Raw genomic sequence first — 17334 nt, 5'->3', positions numbered from 1 at the left:
TCAGGCGATCCCGATACCCGGAATCGCGCTGATCGTATCCGGGTCGAACCCGGCCAGCTCGGCGAAATGCCGCCCGCGCGCAACGTAATCGCGGTAGGCGCCATAGCTCGGCGCGCCCGGCGACAGCAGCACCACCCCACCCTGTTCGCCCAGTGCGCGACGCGCCAGCGACATCGCATCAGGCAGATCGGCAGCGGCATGCAGGCCGAAACGGCCGGCGTCGGCCAGCGGCTGCAGCATCGCGTGGATGCGCGGGCCGTTGCTGCCCATGGTCACGATCTCCACCGGCGGCACATCATGCGCCATGTGCTGCATGAAATCAGTCCAGTCCAGGCCACGATCATGCCCGCCGACCAGCAACGCGATGCGCTGGCCGGCAAAGCACTCCAGTGCCGCCAGGCTGGCATGCGGCGTGGTGCTGATCGAATCGTTGACGTAGGTCAGGCCATCGGCCTGGCCGATGCGTTGCAGGCGGTTCGGCAGCGGCCGGAAATCCTGCACCGCCGGCGCCAGCGCCACGGCATCCAGGCCCAGTGCCTCCAGCGCGGCCAGCACCGCGCACAGGTTGCCGCGGTTGTGGCGGCCCGGCAGTGGCGTATTGCGGGTATCGAATACCGCCTGCCCGCCGCGATGCACGATGTCACCGCGCATGTGCCAGCCCTGCGGCTGGTTGAACCAGACCACCTCGCTGCCGGGCAGTGACAGCGCCGCAAGATGAGGGTCTGCCGCATTGAGCACGGCAACGCGCGGCGCAGCCCCGGTCACCAGCTGCAGCTTGTCTTCGATGTAGCGCTGTTCGCTGCCGTGCCAGTCCAGGTGTTCCGGGAACAGGTTCAGCACCACCGCCACCTGCGGGTGCGCACCACTGCGCGCGACCTCGCCGGTCTGGTAGCTGGACAGCTCCACCGCCCAGTACGCAGGCGCCGGCTGCGGGTCCAGCACTTCCAGCAGTGGCAGGCCGATGTTGCCGACCAGGCCGGTGCGATGCCCCGCTGCGCGCAGCAGGTGCGCGACCAGCGCGGTGGTGGTGCTTTTGCCCTTGGTGCCGGTCACGCAGATCGTGTCGCGCACGGTGCCATCGGCATCGGCGTGTTCGGCAAACCACAACGCCGTGCCGCCGATGAAGCGGGTGCCCTGCTCCGCCGCCGCCAGCGCGAGCGGCAGGTACGGGCTGATTCCCGGCGACTTGATCACCACCTCGAATGCCGCCAAGGCCTCGGCCGACGGTTCACCACGCACGTCCAGCACGCCCTGCGTTTCCGCACGCGCGGCCGCGACCTCGCTGGCCGGGCAGAACAGGCTCAGGCCAAGCGATGGCAGGCGCGCGCGCAGCACCGCATACGCAGCACGCCCCTCACGTCCCCAGCCCCACAGCGCTACGCGCTTGCCTTCAAGCTGCGAAATCTTCACGCACCCGTTCCCACAGCGCCGCCGGAATACGATGTTCGCCCTGCAGCTGCATCAGCGGTGCCAGCTCCAGCTCGGCCGCATCCAGCTGCGGCTGGATTTCATTGCAGAAGCGCTTCACCAGCACGTCTTCCTTCCACTCCGGGCGCTGCGCCAGGGTGGCCATCGCCGCACGCGATTCGCGGCCTTCGCCCACGCATTCGAACGGCTTGTGGTCCTGGAATTCCAGCAGCGCGTCGAAGCCACCAGCCTGCTCGATGTCATCCAGCAGGTTGCGGCCGAAGATGCGCACCAGGCGGGTCTTGGGCATGAACGGGGCCAGGGCCAGGAACACGAAGTGGCACTTCGGGCAGACGCCGCACCAACGGTTCACCGGGCGCTCGCCAAGGATGTGGAAGTTGCGGTTGCAGCTGGAGAAATGCGCGTCGTAGAAATCGCTCTTGGCGAACTGGCGGGCCACCGCCAGCTCCGACATCGGCCGCAGCAGCGAGTAGTACTGCAGGTCGGCGGCCACGTACTTGCGCACGTGGTTGCCGAAGGCCTGCTCGCAGGCCCAGCCCTTGGACCACTGGTGGTTCACTTCACCGGTGCCCGGAATCTGGCTGCCGTAGCTGGCCGAGCGCTCGTTGGAGAACACCACCTGGTCCACACCGTGCAGCAGCGCAGCCAGCACCATGATCGCCGAGTTCACCACGGTCACCGGGATGTGCCCGTTCCATGCGCCCTGGCGGTTGAGTTCGAACAGTTCCGGCGCCAGCGCGCGGCCCAGGTTCAACGTCGGCAGCCCGGTGCGCTCGGCACAGGCACGGATCAACTGCGAACCCCCGATCCAGGTCACCGTCTCGTCCACGTCGGCGCGGCGCAGCGCTTCGATGCTGACCAGCGAATCCTTGCCGCCGCCGATGGCGACCAGCGCGTGCGATTGCAGGCCCAGCACCGGCGCCTGCACCGCCTCGCCCTGCACCGGCAGGCGGAAGCGCCCACGCAGGTTCAGGCCGTTGCGGTAAGCAAATTCGCCCAGGCCGTTGAGGTAGATGGTCTCCACCAGCGCTGCGGTATCGGCATCGATGCTGTAGCTGTCGATGCTGACCGTATCGGGCACGCCGGCCTTGTAGTAGCTCACGCCGGCAATCAGGTGCAGCAGCCGCAGCGCGCGCTGCACGGCATCGGCACGGGCCGGTTCCAGCACGAACGGGGCGCCGGGCACGGTAACGGTTTCCACCATTTCCGGGCCGTCATCGAAGGCGTAGACCAGCTTGGCCACGCCGGTGTCCGCAGCGAATTCGCAGCGGACGAAACGGAAGCGGGAAACCTGGTGTTTATCGAAAGCAGTCATGGTGAATCCAGTTCAAGCGCGGTCAGGCACGTGCCCACGCGCAGGCGCGGGACGTGTCGGTGGGCGGGTGCAGGGCGCGGAAGGCGGCGATCATTCGATCACGTCTTCGCGCGGCATCGCCCGCTGGTTGTAGGTGTTGGACATCACATAGCCGTAGGCACCGGCGTCGGCGATCAGCATCACATCGTCCGGCGCGGTCGACACCGGCAGCTTGCGGCGCTTGCCGAACACATCGCTGGATTCGCAGATCGGGCCGACCACATCGAACGCCGCTTCGGCGTAACCGCCCTGGCGGCTGAGGTTCTCGATGTCGTGCCAGGCGTCGTACAGGGCCGGGCGCATCAGCGTGTTCATGCCGGCATCCAGGCCGACGCGGCGCACGCCATCCTTCTCCACCACCTGGGTGGCGTGGGTCAGCAGCACGCCCGATTCGGCCACCAGGAAGCGGCCCGGCTCGATCGCCAGGCGGAACGCCGGATGCAGCGCCTTGACCTCGGCCAGGCCCTCGGCCCAGGCATCCAGGTCGAACGGCTCGTCTTCGTCGCTGTACGGGATCGGCAGGCCACCACCGATGTCGATGGTGTGCACGCTGCCGATGCGGCGCGCGAAGCCAGCCAGCTCATCGCACATCAGGCGCCAGTGCTGGGCGGTTTCCACGCCACTGCCAAGGTGCGCATGAAGGCCGACCACGCGTGTGCCCAGCTCGGTGGCCGCGCGCACGAACTCGTCCACGCGCGCGATCGGCAGGCCGAACTTGGATTCCTTGCCACCGGTGCGGACCTTGGCGTGATGGCCTTCGCCACGGCCCAGGTCCACGCGCAGCCACAGTTCGCGGTTGCGGAACAGGTCCGGCCAGCGTTGCAGGGCTTCGACGTTGTCGACAGTGACGGTCACGCCCAGCGCGAACGCCGCTTCGTACTCGCTGCGCGGGCAGAAGCTGGGGGTGAACAGCACGCGCTTGGGCGACAGTTCCGGAATGGCCTGGAACACATGCTTCAGCTCACCGTGCGACACGCACTCCAGGCCGAAACCTTCGGACTCCAGCAACTGCAGGATGGCCGGATGGCTGTTGGCCTTGATCGCGTAGTAACGCTGGTCGATCGGCTTGATCGCCGCCAGCGCGCGGGCACGCGCCCGCACCGTCGGCAGGTGGTAGACGTAGCGCGGGGTGCCGGCATCGGCCAGCTGCAGCAGGTGCGCACGCTGGCCGCGCCACCACGGCGTACCACGCGGACGCACGGTGCCGGCGATTTCGCGCCAGCGCGGGCCGAACACTTCGGTCTCTTCCACCGGCATCGCGCCGCTGTCGATCAGTTCGGCGTGCAGGATCGGCAGCAGGCCATCGGCATCGGCTTCGTCGATGACGAAGGTCAGGTTCAGGTCGTTGGACGACTGCGAGATCATGTGCACGCGCTCACGACCGAAGGTCGCCCACACGTCCGACAGCTTGTGCAGCAGCGAGCGCATGCCCAGGCCGACCAGGGTGATCGCCGCGCACGGCACGATCACCTTGACCTTGCAGATCTGCGACAGGTCGGCCGACAGCGCGGCCAGCACATCGGTGTTGACCAGGTTCTCGGACGGATCCAGCGATACGGTGACGTTGGTCTCGGCCGAACCGATCAGGTCCACCGACAGGCCGTGCTTCTTGAACAGGCCGAATACATCGGCGAGGAAGCCGACCTGCTGCCACATGCCGATGCCTTCCATCGACACCAGCACGATGCCGTTGCGGCGGCTGATTGCCTTCACTCCGGGCACCGGCGCGGCATTGCCGTCGATGCTGGTACCCGGCAGTTCCGGACGCTCGGTATCGAGGATCGCCATCGGCACACCCGCATCGCGGCACGGCTTGATCGAGCGCGGGTGCAGCACCTTGGCACCGGTGGTGGCGATTTCCTGCGCTTCGTAATAGTCCAGGCGGGTCAACAGGCGCGCGTCCGGCACGTCCTTGGGATTGGCGCTGAACATGCCTGGCACATCGGTCCAGATCTCCACGCGGCTGGCGCCGAGCAGCGCACCGAAGTACGCCGCGGAGGTATCCGAGCCGCCGCGGCCGAGGATGGCAGTGCCACCGTCGGCGTGACGCGAGATGAACCCCTGGGTGATCAGCAGGCGCGTGGGCTGCGCGCGGAAGCGCTGCGCCCATTCCGCATCGGCACGCCACTGGCAGTTCACCGACAGGCGCTGCGACCAGTCGCTCTGGTTCGGCTGCGGCGGCAGCGCGTCCAGCCACTGGCGCGCATCCATCCAGCCGAAATCCAGGCCGCTGGCACGCAGGTAGGCCGCGCCCAGGCTGGAAGACAGCAGTTCACCCTGGCCGAGCACTTCGGCCTGCCAGTCCAGAGGACGGCTGGGCGCACGCGGGTCGTCCAGCAGGCCCTGCAGCGCGGCCAGCCGCTCGGCCAGCACCTCCGCGCCCAGCCCCAGCTCGTCCAGGAAGGCCTGGTGGCGCTCGACCAGCGCCGCCACGCGATCGCGGCTGTCCGGCGCGCCATCGGCAATCGCGGTCAGTTCATTGGTGACCCCGGACAGCGCCGAAACCACCACCAGAACGCGCGAACCGGTCTCTTCGGCCCGTTTTTTCGCCAGCTTCCCGATCGTGTCCCAGCGGTGGCGACGCGACACCGAGGTGCCGCCGAACTTCAGTACGATCCAACGATCGACAAGGGGGGAAGCTGACATGGATAGGCTATGTGTAATGTGGGGAAGCCGCCCGAGGGGGCGGAACCTTCGATTCTAAGCCCAATACACCCGTCAATGACCGCCTACCGCTACCTGCAGCTCGATGTCTTCGCTCACCAGCCCGGTACCGGCAACCCACTCGGTGTCGTGTTCGACGCGGATGGACTGTCCACCGACCGCATGCAGGCCCTGGCCGCCTGGCTGAACCTGTCCGAGACCGTATTCTTCCTTCGCCCCACCGCTGCCGGCGCCGACTACCACGTGCGCATCTTCACCCCTGCCAGCGAGCTGCCCTTCGCCGGGCACCCCAGCGTGGGCGCCGCCTGGGCTGCGGTCACCTGCGGCCTGGCGCAGCCACGCGACGGGGCCCTGGTGCAGCAGTGCGCGGCCGGCCTGCTGCCGGTGCAGGTCACCGGGCCGGCCAACGCGCCCACCATCCGCCTGGCGAGCCCAGTGGCACGGCCGCTGCCGGCTCTGCCAGGCGACATTCCTGACACTCTGCGTGCCGCTGCCGCCGAGGGCCAGCGCGCCGAGCTGTGGGACAACGGCCCGTGCTGGTGGCTGCTGCCGCTGCGCGACGCCGAGGCCGTACGCACGCTGGCACCGGACATGGCGGCCCTGCGCGACTGGAGCATTGCCACCGACGCGCTCGGCATCGCCGTGTTCGCGCTCGAAGCCGATACCGGGCACGACCTGGTGGTGCGCGCGTTCTGCCCCGCCGATGCGCCCAACGTGCCGGAAGACCCGGTGACCGGCAGCGCCAACGCGCTGATCGGCGCCTGGCTTCGGCAGCGTAATGCCCTGCCCGGCGATAACCGGACCTATGTGGCCAGCCAGGGCCGCGAGGTCGGCCGCGACGGCCGCGTCCAGGTCACTGTGGATGCGCAGGACACGGTGTGGATCGGCGGCCAGGTGCAGCTGGTGATCGACGGCAACATCACCTGGTAGCGCCGGGCCACGCCCGGCGGCCTGCCGCGCTGCGCGCTCGCGGGGCATGGCCCCGCGTTACCCTATGCCGCCTGTTTCCTGGAGTTCCTGCCCGATGACCACCCGCCGCTTCCTGCAGCTGGATGTGTTTTCCCCGCGCCCGGGCGCCGGCAATCCGCTGGCCGTCGTGCTCGACGCCGAAGGCCTGGACGATGCAGCGATGCAGGCCATCGCCCGCTGGACCCGCCTGCCCGAAACGACGTTTGTGTTCCCGGCACAGACGGCCGGTACCAGCTATCGGCTGCGCATGTTCAGCCCGCAGAAGGAAGTGCCGTTCGCCGGCCATCCCAGCGTCGGCACCGCCCATGCGGTGCTGCAGGCAGGCCTGGCCATGCCGGCCGACGGGGTACTGGTTCAGGACGGCATCGCCGGTGCGCTGCCACTGCGCATGACCGGCGAAGGCGCGCAGCAGCGCATCGCCATCCGCACGCCCCGTGCGCAGCTGGCCGAGATCGCCGCCACCGATGATCCACGCCTGCAGGCCGCATTGCGCACCTGGCCGCTGGGTTCGCTGCCGCCGGCCCGCATGCAGGGTGGCCGCAGCTGGTGGGTCGTAGAGGTCGCGGATGAGGCAGCGTTGCGCGCCCTGCACCCGGACTGGGATGCGATCGCCACGCTGGCTGAATCGACCGACAGCATGGGCGTGTTCGCCTATGCCTTTGCCGATGGCAGCGAAGGTTACGACCTGGCCGTGCGCGCTTTCGTCGGCAATGGGCGCCGCTTCGAGGATGCTGCTTCTGGCGCGGCCAACGCTGTACTGGCGGCCTGGCTGGACCTGCGCGACGCCCTTCCGCGCGGCCGCCAGCCCTTCGACGTCAGCCAGGGACGCGAAGTCGGCCACGATGCGCGGCTGACGCTGCTGGTCGATGAAGAGGGCGAGGTCTGGTCCGGCGGCCAGGTGCAGACGGTGATTTCCGGCACCATCGATTGGTGAACGCAAGGCGGTAGAGCCGGCCGCTGGCCGGCTGCCACCTTATACCCGGTTTCATGTGGTTGCCGGCCAGCGGCCGGCACTACCTTCTCAGCCCAGTTCGGCTTCCAGGCTGATCGGTACCGCGCTCAGCGCCTTGGAAACCGGGCAGTTCTGCTTGGCGTCATCAGCGATCGCGCGGAACTGCGTCGCCTCGATTCCCGGCACCACCGCCTTCACTTTCAGCCGGATCTGCGACAGCTGCGGGCCGCCTTCCATCGACAGATCGACCTTGGCTTCGGTATCCAGCGAGGTCGGGGTAAAGCCTGCCTCGCCGAGCTTGGCCGACAGCGCCATGGTGAAACAACCGGCGTGCGCGGCAGCGATCAGTTCTTCGGGATTGGTGCCTTTTTCATCACCGAAACGGCTGTTGAAGCCGTAGCGGGTTTTGTCGAGAAGACCACTCTGCGGCGTGCTCAACTGGCCCTTGCCCGACTTCAGGTCGCCTTCCCAATGCGCGGTAGCGTGTCGCGAGATTCCCATGTCCTGCTCCGTTGTGGCTGTGATGAACCAATACCCTGGCACGCGCCGCGTTAGCCCTGCGTCGCCCCGCCGCACGCGGCGCGCCTGTCCCGAGCCAACGACTGGACACTTCTTCGCCAGCAATCTGGCGATTTCCCCCTTGTTTTCAGTCATTTCGCCCATCCAGTCGAAATCACCGACACTGCGGTGCAGCGCACCACCGCACCCGCTCCCCCTACTGCCGGCCATGTACTGAATCGGCCTGGATATGAAAAAACATGCACTTTCAGCGCTCCAGGCTATTGGCGGCGCCCAAGAGTTGCCCTACATTGCGCTTGCCGACGGGGTTCGGCGCCGACCAAACAACCAACCGTTCACGGAACAGGAAACCATGGCAAAGACCGCTAAGAAGGCTGCCCCGAAGAAGGCAGTGAAGAAAGTCGCGACGAAGGCAGCCGCCAAGCCGGCCGCTCCGAAGCCGATCAAGGAAGTGCTGACCAAGTCGGGCCTGGTTGCACACATCGCTGAAGTCTCCGGCGTTGTCGCCAAGGACGTCCGCGCTGTGCTGGCCTCGCTGGAAGGCGCTGTCGCTTCCTCGGTGCACAAGAAGGGCGCCGGCTCGTTCACCCTGCCGGGCCTGCTGAAGATCACCACCGTCAATGTGCCGGCCAAGCCGAAGCGCAAGGGCATCAACCCGTTCACCAAGGAAGAGCAGTGGTTCGCCGCCAAGCCGGCCACCACCAAGCTCAAGGTTCGCCCGCTCAAGAAGCTCAAGGACGCTGCGCTCTAAGCGCGCGCCCTGCAGCGGATACCTGACGGGACGGCCTTGGCCGTCCCGTTTTTTTTGCCGCGCATCCGCGCTCGCTCTGCAGTAGATCCACGCCATGCGTGGATGCCGTCCACTGCGCCCCCGCAACACAGCGTTTCCCGCGCCCACGCAATTTCCCGCACAGGCCCGCCGCCCATGGCCGCGCCGCTGCTTTTCCAGCGCAGGAACGAACCGGGTGGAACACTGCGTGCAGCGCCGGCCATCGCCGCCGGCCGACGCCTTGCCTATGGTGGTCCCATTCCTCCCCACCAGCGCGAGCACCTCCATGGCCAGCCCTTCCACCCGCTACCGGATCTCGGTGACCCCGATCGAAAAGGACGGGCACCAGTGCACCGGGCGCTGCACCATCGAACTGGAGCACCGCGCCAGCCGCGACCTGATGCGCCTGCTGGAATCGGCCCCGCGCACGGCAGGCCTGAGCGGCGACGAACGTGCCACCCTGGTGGTGGCCACCCAGCTGCTGCGTGACATCGTGCAGCGCCATGCCGACACCGATGGCCATGCACTGGCAGCGGTCGCCGCGCAGGTCCTGCCGGCGCTGGACGCGCTGGAACAGCTTCCCTCTTCGCGCTGACCACTTCGCGCTGAGCGGCCCCCGGCCGCTACACTGCCGCCTTCCAGGTCGCCTCGGGGAGGAGGCAGACATGCGCGGTTTTACTTCCTTGCTGATCCCGCTGCTTGTGGCGGGGTGTTCCAACCCGGCGCCCCCGGTCGATGCAGCCGAGCGCGACGCGAGCGGCGCCACAACCGCCCCGTCGGTGCCAACGACGAAAGCGGCACCGCAGGCCGCTACCGTTGACGCGATCGCCATCGATCCGCTGTATGGCGCCGTTGCCAACGGCAGCGAAACGCCCGCAGCGATGCTCAACCGCTACATGCTGGATCTGCTCAACCGCAACACATCGCGCAGCGATGCGGCCTGGGCCTATGCCCCCGCCGACCCGCGCCGTGCCGACGATGCCGTGCTGCGCCTGCTGCCCGACGTGCGCAACCTGCGCCTGGACAGTGACGTGGCGTTGCCCCGCGACGATGGGCAGCCGCCACGCCTGCTGGAGGTGCCAGTGAAGATCCGCGCGGTGACCGCCAACGGCACCTTCCGCTACCACGGCTGGTACCGCGTGCAGCCCAGCACCGATGGCCGCAGCTGGCAGATCCAGTCGGCCAGCCTGCAACCAACGCTGGACTGAACCGTTGCAACCGTGTGTACCCGCGATTCAGCGGGCAAAGCTACTCTGTAGGCCTCTTGGATCCTTCTTCCGGTCACCGCCATGCGTCTGCGTTCCCTGATGACCCGCCTAGCCGCCTCGACCGTGCTGATTGCTGCTGCGATCGGTGCGCAGGCCGCCCCTTCGATCTCCGGTCGTGAACTGGCGGTTGGCGCCAGCGACGTGCAGCAGTATCTGGACGGCAGCTTCCCGCGCACGCAGGACGCGCTGGGCGGCCTGATCGCGCTGACCATGAGCCACCCGCAGCTGAGCCTGCCCGCAGGCGAGCGCTTGAACCTGGGCATGGACGTGGCGCTGGCCACCGCCGGCGGCAACCCGGCCAAGCTCGGTACGGTGAAGCTCAGCAGTGGCCTGCGCTATGACGCGCAGACCCAGGGCTTCCACCTGCAGCAGCCGAGCGTGGATGACTTCACTCCGGCCAGCCAGGGTGGCCGTCTCGATTCACGGACCCGTGGCCTGCTGAACGCATGGCTGAGCGACTACGCCCAGCGCGAACCGATCTACAAGCTGGACCCGGCCGTGGCCGGACTGCTCGGCGCCCTGCAGGTGCAGTCGGCACAGGTGAAGAACGGCAAGCTGGTGGTGACCTTCAACCAGAACCTGGGCGACCTGGTGCCGGCGGGCATCCTCGGCAAATAAGGTAGTGCCGGCCGCTGGCCGGCAATCCTTTTACGCACGTGCCGGCCAGCGGCCGGCACTACCAGCGCCGCATTACGCCGCCAGCGCTTTCACCACCGCCTCGCTGAAGGCCGGAATGTCATCGGGCTTGCGGCTGGTGATCAGGTTGCCGTCCACCACCACTTCCGCGTCGCGCCAGCGCGCGCCGGCATTGGCCAGGTCCTGCTGCAGCGACGGCCACGAGGTGACCTCGTGTCCCTCCGCCAGCCCGCTGTTGATCAGCAGCCAGGGGCCGTGGCAGATCGCCGCCACCGGCTTGCCGGCACCGGCCATGCTGCGGATGAAATCCAGTACTGCTTCGTTGGTGCGCAGGGTATCCGGATTGATCACGCCACCGGGCAGCACCAGCGCATCGAAACGGCCGGCGTCGGCGCCATCCAGTGGTTGATCCACGGCGACCGAATCACCCCAGTCCTTGTCCTTCCAGCCCTTGATGCTCGCCTCCTTGGCCGGCGACACCACGCTCACGCGCGCGCCCTCCGCTTCCAGCAGGTGCTTGGGCTCGATCAGTTCGGACTGCTCGAAACCGTGCGTGGCGAGGATGGCGATCTGTTTGCCGCGTAGACGCTGTGCCATGTCGTGCTCCAGATAAAGGGGAGCGCACAGGGTGGCCGAGTGGCCCTTGAACGGCGGTGACCCTCACGTGCACGGCAGGTGGAGAATCGCCCGGGTAGCGCCGGGCCGTGCCCGGCGGCTTCTGGTTCCGCCCGCGCTTCGCGCTCGCCGGGCATGGCCCGGCGCTACCGGATCAGCGCTTGGGCTGCAGCATCGTGCCGGTGCACTTGGGCGAGCCACAGCGGCACTCCCAGATCTTCTTCAGCTTGGCCGTGTGGCGCTCGGCCAGGGTGATGCCGTAGTTGTAGGTCAACTCTTCGCCCGCCTTGATATCGCGCAGCGCCTCGATGAAGACCTTGTCGCCGCGGCTGTCACCGTCTTCGTCTTCCTCGATCACCGCCTCGCAGTTCGGGTCGCAGCTGTGGTTGATCCAGCGCGCGTCGTTGCCCTTGTAGTTGGCATCGATCACCCAGTCGTCGTTGAGGGTGAACAGGAAGGTATGGCCGCTTTCCACGTCGCCACTGTCATCGGCATCGACATCGCCGTGGCTGCGCAGCAGGCCCTTGTACTGGATCACGCGCTCGCCCTGCTTGATCGGGGCCACGGAAAACACACCGTTGCCGTGGATGGCGGACTTGCGGGCTTGGATCTTCTTGGGCATCGGCAAGAGACGTTTGCAGCGGAAGGAACGTTGATTCTCGCCCATTCCGGGTGATTGCGAAAATCACCCCCATGCCGCAGCATGTCGCCCCGATGGCGGCCCTTGGCGACTGCCCTCCGGCCGGGCCCAAGCGCCCGCTGAATGGCCGGGTTGGATGCCGGCGAATAAAAGCGTACAATTTCAGTCCGCTTTAAGAACCACTCGCATCCCATGTTGCGCGTCACCAAGCTCACCGATTACGCCACCGTCGTACTGACCGTACTCGCCGCCCGTCCGGGCGAAGTGCTCAGTGCCACCGAGCTGGCCGAATTCACCGGTCTGGAGCCGCCCACCGTCAGCAAGGTGCTCAAGCCACTGGCCCAGGCCGGCCTGGTCGAAGGCCTGCGCGGCGTCCGTGGCGGTTACCGGCTGACCCGCCCATCGATCGAGATCTCGCTGTTTGAAGTGGTTGAAGCCATGGAAGGGCCGTTGGCCCTGACCGAGTGCAGCCACGACCACCACCAGTGCGGCATGGCGCCCAAGTGCGGTGCGCGCAGCAGCTGGCGGCTGATCAACGACGTGGTCTCCGAGGCCCTGCGCGATGTCAGCCTGGCGCAGATCCTGCCCCCTCTTCCCCTTGTCGACGAAGAACAGCGCCGCACCATCGCTGTCGACGTCGTCTCCTGATCCGTAGGCAGCCCCCCATGGCCACCGAAACCATCGAAACCGTCGCCAGCGACGACACCCCCAACCGCGAGATCCATGAGCAGCTCGGCCGCAAGTATTCGGCCGGCTTCATCACGGACATCGAGTCGGACTCCCTTCCCGCCGGCCTGGACGAGGACACCATCCGCGCCCTGTCGGCCAAGAAGGAAGAGCCGGAATGGATGACGCAGTGGCGCCTGGACGCCTACCGCCACTTCCTGACCATGCCGATGCCGAACTGGGCCAAGCTGCAGATCGCCCCGATCGACCTGCAGGCGCTCAGCTACTACTCCGCGCCGAAGGGCCCGAAGTACGCCTCGCTGGATGACGTGCCCAAGGAACTGCTGGACACCTACGACAAGCTGGGCGTGCCGCTGCACGAGCGCGCCAAGCTGGCCGGCGTAGCGGTGGACGCGGTGTTCGACTCGGTGTCCGTCGGTACCACCTTCCGCAAGGAACTGGCTGAAAAGGGCATCGTGTTCTGCTCGATGTCCGAAGCCATCAAGGAGCACCCGGAACTGGTCAGACAGTACCTGGGCACCGTGGTGCCGGTGGGCGACAACTACTTCGCCGCACTCAATTCGGCGGTGTTCTCCGATGGCAGCTTCGTGTTCATTCCCAAGGGCGTGCGCTGCCCGATGGAACTGAGCACCTACTTCCGCATCAACGCCGGCCACACCGGCCAGTTCGAGCGCACGCTGATCATCTGCGAAGAGAAGGCGTACGTGTCCTACCTGGAAGGCTGCACCGCGCCGATGCGCGATGAGAACCAGCTGCATGCGGCGGTGGTCGAGCTGGTGACGCTGGACGATGCGGAGATCAAGTACTCCACCGTGCAGAACTGGTACCCGGGCGATGAGAACGGCGTCGGCGGCATCTACAACTTCGTCACCAAGCGTGCCGAATGCCGTGGCGCGCGCAGCAAGGTCACCTGGACCCAGGTCGAGACCGGCTCGGCGATCACCTGGAAGTACCCGTCCTGCGTGCTGCTGGGCGACGACTCGGTCGGTGAGTTCCACTCGGTGGCACTGACCCACCATCGCCAGCAGGCCGACACCGGCACCAAGATGATCCACGTCGGCAAGCGCACCAAGAGCAAGATCATCAGCAAGGGCATCAGCGCCGGCCGCGGCCAGAACACCTACCGCGGCCTGGTGAAGATCGACCGCAATGCCGACGGCGCGCGCAACTACACCCAGTGCGATTCGCTGCTGATCGGCAAGCAGTGTGGCGCCCACACCTTCCCCTACATCGAGGTGAAGAACCCGGGCGCCACCGTCGAGCACGAGGCCACCACCTCGAAGATCTCCGACGACCAGCTGTTCTACTGCCGCGCCCGTGGCATCAGCCAGGAAGACGCGGTGTCGATGATCGTCGACGGCTTCTGCAAGCAGGTGTTCCGCGAACTGCCGATGGAATTCGCGGTGGAAGCCAAGAAGCTGCTGGAAGTCTCGCTGGAAGGTTCGGTGGGCTGATCGCCCGCCCTGCGCCCTCGCACAACGCATTCTCTTTACCGGCGGGCCCCGGCCCGCACCACGGAAACCCCCACCATGCTGAAGATCGAAAACCTCCACGCCCGCATCGGCGACAAGGAAATCCTCAAGGGCCTGTCCCTGGAAGTGAAGCCCGGCCAGGTGCACGCCATCATGGGCCCCAACGGCGCCGGCAAGTCCACCCTGGGCAATGTCCTGGCTGGCCGCGACGGCTATGAGGTCAGCGAAGGCAGCGTGCAGTTCGAAGGCGTCGACCTGCTCGACCAGGACCCGGAAGCGCGCGCCGCTGCCGGCCTGTTCCTGGCGTTCCAGTACCCGGTGGAAATCCCCGGCGTGAACAACACCTACTTCCTGCGCGCCGCGCTGAATGCACAGCGCAAGGCGCGCGGCGAGGAAGAGCTCGATTCCATGCAGTTCCTCAAGCTGGTGCGGCAGAAGCTGGCCGTGCTGCACCTGAAGGACGAACTGCTGCACCGTGGCGTCAACGAAGGCTTCTCCGGTGGCGAGAAGAAGCGCAACGAGATCTTCCAGCTGGCCGTGCTCGAGCCGAAGCTGGCGATCCTGGACGAAACCGATTCGGGCCTGGACATCGATGCACTGAAGAGCGTGGCCGACGGCGTCAACGCGCTGCGCAGCGCCGACCGCTCGTTCCTGGTCATCACCCACTACCAGCGCCTGCTGGACTACATCAAGCCGGACGTCGTGCACGTGCTGGCCGATGGCCGCATCGTCAAGAGCGGCGGCCCGGAACTGGCGCTGGAACTGGAAGCGCACGGCTATGACTTCCTGAAGGACCGGGTCGTGCCCGAGGCGGCGGTCTGATGAGCGCCCTGCTCGACTCCATGGCCCAGGCCTTCTGCGGCAGCGATGCGCGCCGCGAAGTGCTCGACAGCGTGCTGCGCGACGGCCTGCCCGGCGCACGCAGCGAAACCTGGAAGTACACCTCGCTGCGCCAGCTGGAGCGTCGCAGCTTCGCGGCCGCACCGTTGGCCCCGGCGTTGCTGGATGCCGCCGCGCTGGAGGACATCCCGGCACCGCGCCTGGTGTTCGTCAATGGCCGCCTCAACGACGCGCTGAGCGACGTGCAGGGCCTGCCGGCCGGCGTGCAGCTGGAAACGTTGTCTTCTGCACTGGCCGCTGGCGAGGACGCCGTGCGCTTCCTCGGCCGCCGCTACGATCGCAGTGACGATGTGTTCGCCCGCCTCAACGCCGCCCTTGCCGATGAAGGCGTGGTGCTGCGCGTGGACGATGGCGTGCAGGTCGAGGTGCCGCTGCAGCTGGTATTCGCCAGCGTGGCCGGCGACACCGATCTGGCCTGGCACCACCGGCACCTGATCGAACTGCGTGCCGGCGCCAGCCTGGGCGTGGTCGAGCACCGCTTCAGCGTCGGTGATTCGGCGCATCTGGACAACACGGTACTGCACGCCCACGTCGCCCGCGATGCGGTGCTCAAGCACGCCCGCGTGCAGGCCGGCAGCGCGCGCCAGACCAGCTTCCTGCGCACCGACGCGGTGCTGGCCAAGGACGCGCAGTACCACCGCGTGGACCTGGAGCTGGGCGCCGCGCTCAGCCGCCATGAGCTCAACGTGCGTCTGGAAGGCGACAACGCCCAGCTGACTGCCAATGGCGTGCTGCTCGGCAACGGCCGCCGCCACGTCGATACCCGCCTGGGCATCGACCACATCGCCCGCGACACCAGCGCCGAGCTGCAGTGGCGTGGCGTGGCCGCCAACCGCAGCCGCGTGGTGTTCCATGGCGGCATCCAGATCCGTGCCGGTGCCGATGGCACCGACGCCAACCTGTCCAACAAGAACCTGCTGCTGTCGGCCGACGCCGAGATCGATACCCAGCCGACGCTGGTGATCGACGCCGACGAAGTGAAGGCCGCACACGGTGCCACCGTCGGCCAGCTCGACGCCAACGCGCTGTTCTACCTGCGTTCGCGCGGCCTGCCGCAGGCCCAGGCGCAGGCGCTGCTGAGCGCCGCGTTCTGCCACGAGCCGCTGAGGGTGCTGCCCGAAGCGCTGCGCGAACAGCTGGCACGCCGGCTGGACAAGGCGCTGGCTGAGGCGGGCGTGGCATGAACCTGTCCACCCCGCGACCGATCGAAGCACCCGCCGACGCCCCCGACTGGGCGCGCGTGCGCCTGGACTTCCCGCTGCTGATGCGCGAAGTGCACGGCAAGCCGCTGGTCTATTTCGACAACGCCAACACCGGCCAGAAGCCGGTGCAGGTGATCGGCGCGGTTGACGAGTTCTACCGTCGCTACAACGCCAACGTCAGCCGTGCCGTGCATGCGCTGGGTACCGAGGCCACCGACGCCTACGAAGGCGCACGCAACAAGCTGGCCCGTTTCCTCAACGTGCGCAGCAACGACCTGGTGCTGTGCAGCGGCACCACCTTCGCGATCAATCTGGTTGCCTACTCGTGGGCCCTGCCCCGGCTGAAGGCCGGCGACGTGATCCTGGTTTCGCGCATGGAACACCACGCCAACATCGTGCCGTGGCAGCTGGTCGCCCAGCGCACCGGCGCGACCATCCGCGTGGCCGAGATCACTCCCGACGGCGCGCTGGACCTGGACGCACTGCGCGCGGCGATGACCGCCGAGGTCAAGCTGCTGGCCGTGGCCCATGTCTCCAACGTACTCGGCACCATCAACCCGGTGCGCGAGATCTGCCGCGAAGCGCGCAAGCGCGGCATCGTCACCGTGGTCGACGGCTCGCAGGCCGCACCGCACCGCAAGGTCGATGTCACCGCGATCGGCTGCGACTTCTACGCCATCACCGGCCACAAGATGTGCGGCCCGACCGGCACCGGTGCGCTGTGGGCGCGTCGCGAGCATCTGGACGCGATGCCGCCGTTCCTGGGCGGCGGCGAGATGATCAAGGAAGTCAGCTTCGACGGCACCGTGTTCAACGACGCCCCGCACAAGTTTGAAGCCGGCACCCCCAACATCGCCGGCTTCATCGGCCTCGGCGTGGCGGCCGACTATCTGCAGAACGTCGGCCTGGACCACGTGGAAGCGCGCGAAGCCGAGCTGCTGGCGCACTTCACCGAAGAGCTGCGCCGGGTCGATGGCCTGCGCATCATCGGCGAGGCACCGGAAAAGGCCGCGGTGGTGTCATTCCTGATCGACGGCGCCCATGCGCACGATCTGGCTACCCTGCTGGATCTGGAAGGTGTGGCCGTGCGCTCGGGCCAGCACTGCGCGCATCCGCTGCTGCAGTACTACGGCGTGGCGGCAACCTGCCGTGCCTCGCTGGCGTTCTACAACACGCATGAAGAGATCGAGCGGTTCATGAGTGCGTTGACGAAGGTGCGGAAGCTGTTGGGGTGAGCCCGCACACCGGCAGAGCGGCAA

The 17334-nt window shown here is 67.4% G+C and carries 17 protein-coding genes; 11 read left to right on the top strand and 6 right to left on the bottom strand.

What is annotated here, in order from left to right; genetic code table 11:
• The 3 genes from murD to CR918_RS03625 form a co-directional block, all read right to left on the bottom strand.
• Entirely contained in the window at window positions 1–1410 is a 1410-nt protein-coding gene (gene murD, locus CR918_RS03635; protein WP_099842065.1) for a UDP-N-acetylmuramoyl-L-alanine--D-glutamate ligase, read from the bottom strand.
• A complete protein-coding gene (gene murL / locus CR918_RS03630) occupies window positions 1391–2743 on the bottom strand; it encodes a UDP-N-acetyl-alpha-D-muramoyl-L-alanyl-L-glutamate epimerase (protein WP_099842064.1) in 1353 nt (450 codons plus the stop codon). Before murL ends, murD begins: the two co-directional genes overlap by 20 nt.
• A gap of 90 nt (window positions 2744–2833) precedes the next feature.
• Window positions 2834–5428: a bifunctional aspartate kinase/diaminopimelate decarboxylase gene (locus CR918_RS03625; RefSeq protein WP_099842063.1), complete on the bottom strand. Its 2595-nt coding sequence runs from the start codon at window positions 5426–5428 to the stop codon at window positions 2834–2836.
• Between the two features lie 75 nt (window positions 5429–5503).
• On the opposite strand from CR918_RS03625, the gene CR918_RS03620 reads away from it, so the two are divergent.
• Together CR918_RS03620 and CR918_RS03615 are read left to right on the top strand one after the other, a co-directional pair.
• Window positions 5504–6376 carry a PhzF family phenazine biosynthesis protein gene (locus CR918_RS03620; RefSeq protein WP_099842062.1) on the top strand — a complete coding sequence of 291 codons (873 nt, stop codon included), beginning with the start codon at window positions 5504–5506 and terminating at the stop codon, window positions 6374–6376.
• Between the two features lie 94 nt (window positions 6377–6470).
• Window positions 6471–7349 (top strand): PhzF family phenazine biosynthesis protein, encoded by an 879-nt coding sequence (locus tag CR918_RS03615; protein ID WP_099842061.1) that lies wholly within the window; start codon window positions 6471–6473, stop codon window positions 7347–7349.
• A gap of 87 nt (window positions 7350–7436) precedes the next feature.
• Here CR918_RS03615 and CR918_RS03610 read toward each other — a convergent pair whose 3' ends face one another.
• Window positions 7437–7868, bottom strand: coding sequence for an OsmC family protein (locus tag CR918_RS03610; RefSeq protein ID WP_025873972.1), 432 nt, complete (start codon window positions 7866–7868; stop codon window positions 7437–7439).
• Between the two features lie 370 nt (window positions 7869–8238).
• Between CR918_RS03610 and CR918_RS03605 the strand changes: the two genes are divergently transcribed.
• The 4 genes from CR918_RS03605 to CR918_RS03590 all read left to right on the top strand — a co-directional run bounded on the left by CR918_RS03605 (window position 8239) and on the right by CR918_RS03590 (window position 10541).
• On the top strand, window positions 8239–8637 hold the full coding sequence (locus CR918_RS03605) for an HU family DNA-binding protein (RefSeq protein WP_025873973.1): 399 nt from the start codon (window positions 8239–8241) through the stop codon (window positions 8635–8637).
• A gap of 304 nt (window positions 8638–8941) precedes the next feature.
• Window positions 8942–9250: a DUF3861 family protein gene (locus CR918_RS03600; protein ID WP_025873974.1), complete on the top strand. Its 309-nt coding sequence runs from the start codon at window positions 8942–8944 to the stop codon at window positions 9248–9250.
• A 70-nt stretch (window positions 9251–9320) separates the two neighbouring features.
• On the top strand, window positions 9321–9863 hold the full coding sequence (locus CR918_RS03595) for a hypothetical protein (protein ID WP_099842060.1): 543 nt from the start codon (window positions 9321–9323) through the stop codon (window positions 9861–9863).
• A gap of 81 nt (window positions 9864–9944) precedes the next feature.
• Window positions 9945–10541: a YceB family lipoprotein gene (locus CR918_RS03590; RefSeq protein ID WP_025873976.1), complete on the top strand. Its 597-nt coding sequence runs from the start codon at window positions 9945–9947 to the stop codon at window positions 10539–10541.
• 72 nt (window positions 10542–10613) lie between these two features.
• Here CR918_RS03590 and CR918_RS03585 read toward each other — a convergent pair whose 3' ends face one another.
• Together CR918_RS03585 and CR918_RS03580 are read right to left on the bottom strand one after the other, a co-directional pair.
• A complete protein-coding gene (locus CR918_RS03585; protein WP_025873977.1) occupies window positions 10614–11156 on the bottom strand; it encodes a type 1 glutamine amidotransferase domain-containing protein in 543 nt (180 codons plus the stop codon).
• A gap of 172 nt (window positions 11157–11328) precedes the next feature.
• Complete coding sequence (locus tag CR918_RS03580; protein WP_010483549.1) at window positions 11329–11796, bottom strand: SET domain-containing protein; 468 nt, start codon at window positions 11794–11796, stop codon at window positions 11329–11331.
• A 210-nt stretch (window positions 11797–12006) separates the two neighbouring features.
• Between CR918_RS03580 and CR918_RS03575 the strand changes: the two genes are divergently transcribed.
• The 5 genes from CR918_RS03575 to CR918_RS03555 all read left to right on the top strand — a co-directional run bounded on the left by CR918_RS03575 (window position 12007) and on the right by CR918_RS03555 (window position 17310).
• On the top strand, window positions 12007–12462 hold the full coding sequence (locus tag CR918_RS03575) for an SUF system Fe-S cluster assembly regulator (protein ID WP_025873978.1): 456 nt from the start codon (window positions 12007–12009) through the stop codon (window positions 12460–12462).
• Window positions 12463–12479: 17 nt separating this feature from the next.
• Entirely contained in the window at window positions 12480–13955 is a 1476-nt protein-coding gene (gene sufB, locus CR918_RS03570; RefSeq protein ID WP_059063336.1) for a Fe-S cluster assembly protein SufB, read from the top strand.
• 75 nt (window positions 13956–14030) lie between these two features.
• The gene (gene sufC, locus CR918_RS03565) at window positions 14031–14795 is read left to right on the top strand and encodes a Fe-S cluster assembly ATPase SufC (RefSeq protein ID WP_025873980.1); all 765 of its coding nucleotides are present in this window, start codon (window positions 14031–14033) and stop codon (window positions 14793–14795) included.
• Window positions 14795–16057, top strand: a complete 1263-nt coding sequence (sufD, locus tag CR918_RS03560; RefSeq protein ID WP_025873981.1) for a Fe-S cluster assembly protein SufD — start codon at window positions 14795–14797, stop codon at window positions 16055–16057. The genes sufC and sufD overlap by 1 nt, the downstream gene beginning before the upstream one ends.
• Window positions 16054–17310 (top strand): cysteine desulfurase, encoded by a 1257-nt coding sequence (locus tag CR918_RS03555; RefSeq protein WP_099783133.1) that lies wholly within the window; start codon window positions 16054–16056, stop codon window positions 17308–17310. Before sufD ends, CR918_RS03555 begins: the two co-directional genes overlap by 4 nt.
• Window positions 17311–17334: the final 24 nt, after the last annotated feature.

The sequence above is a fragment of the Stenotrophomonas indicatrix genome (genome assembly GCF_002750975.1).
Classification (GTDB): Bacteria; Pseudomonadota; Gammaproteobacteria; order Xanthomonadales; family Xanthomonadaceae; genus Stenotrophomonas; species Stenotrophomonas indicatrix.
This window is presented reverse-complemented; position numbering and strand designations above follow the sequence as displayed.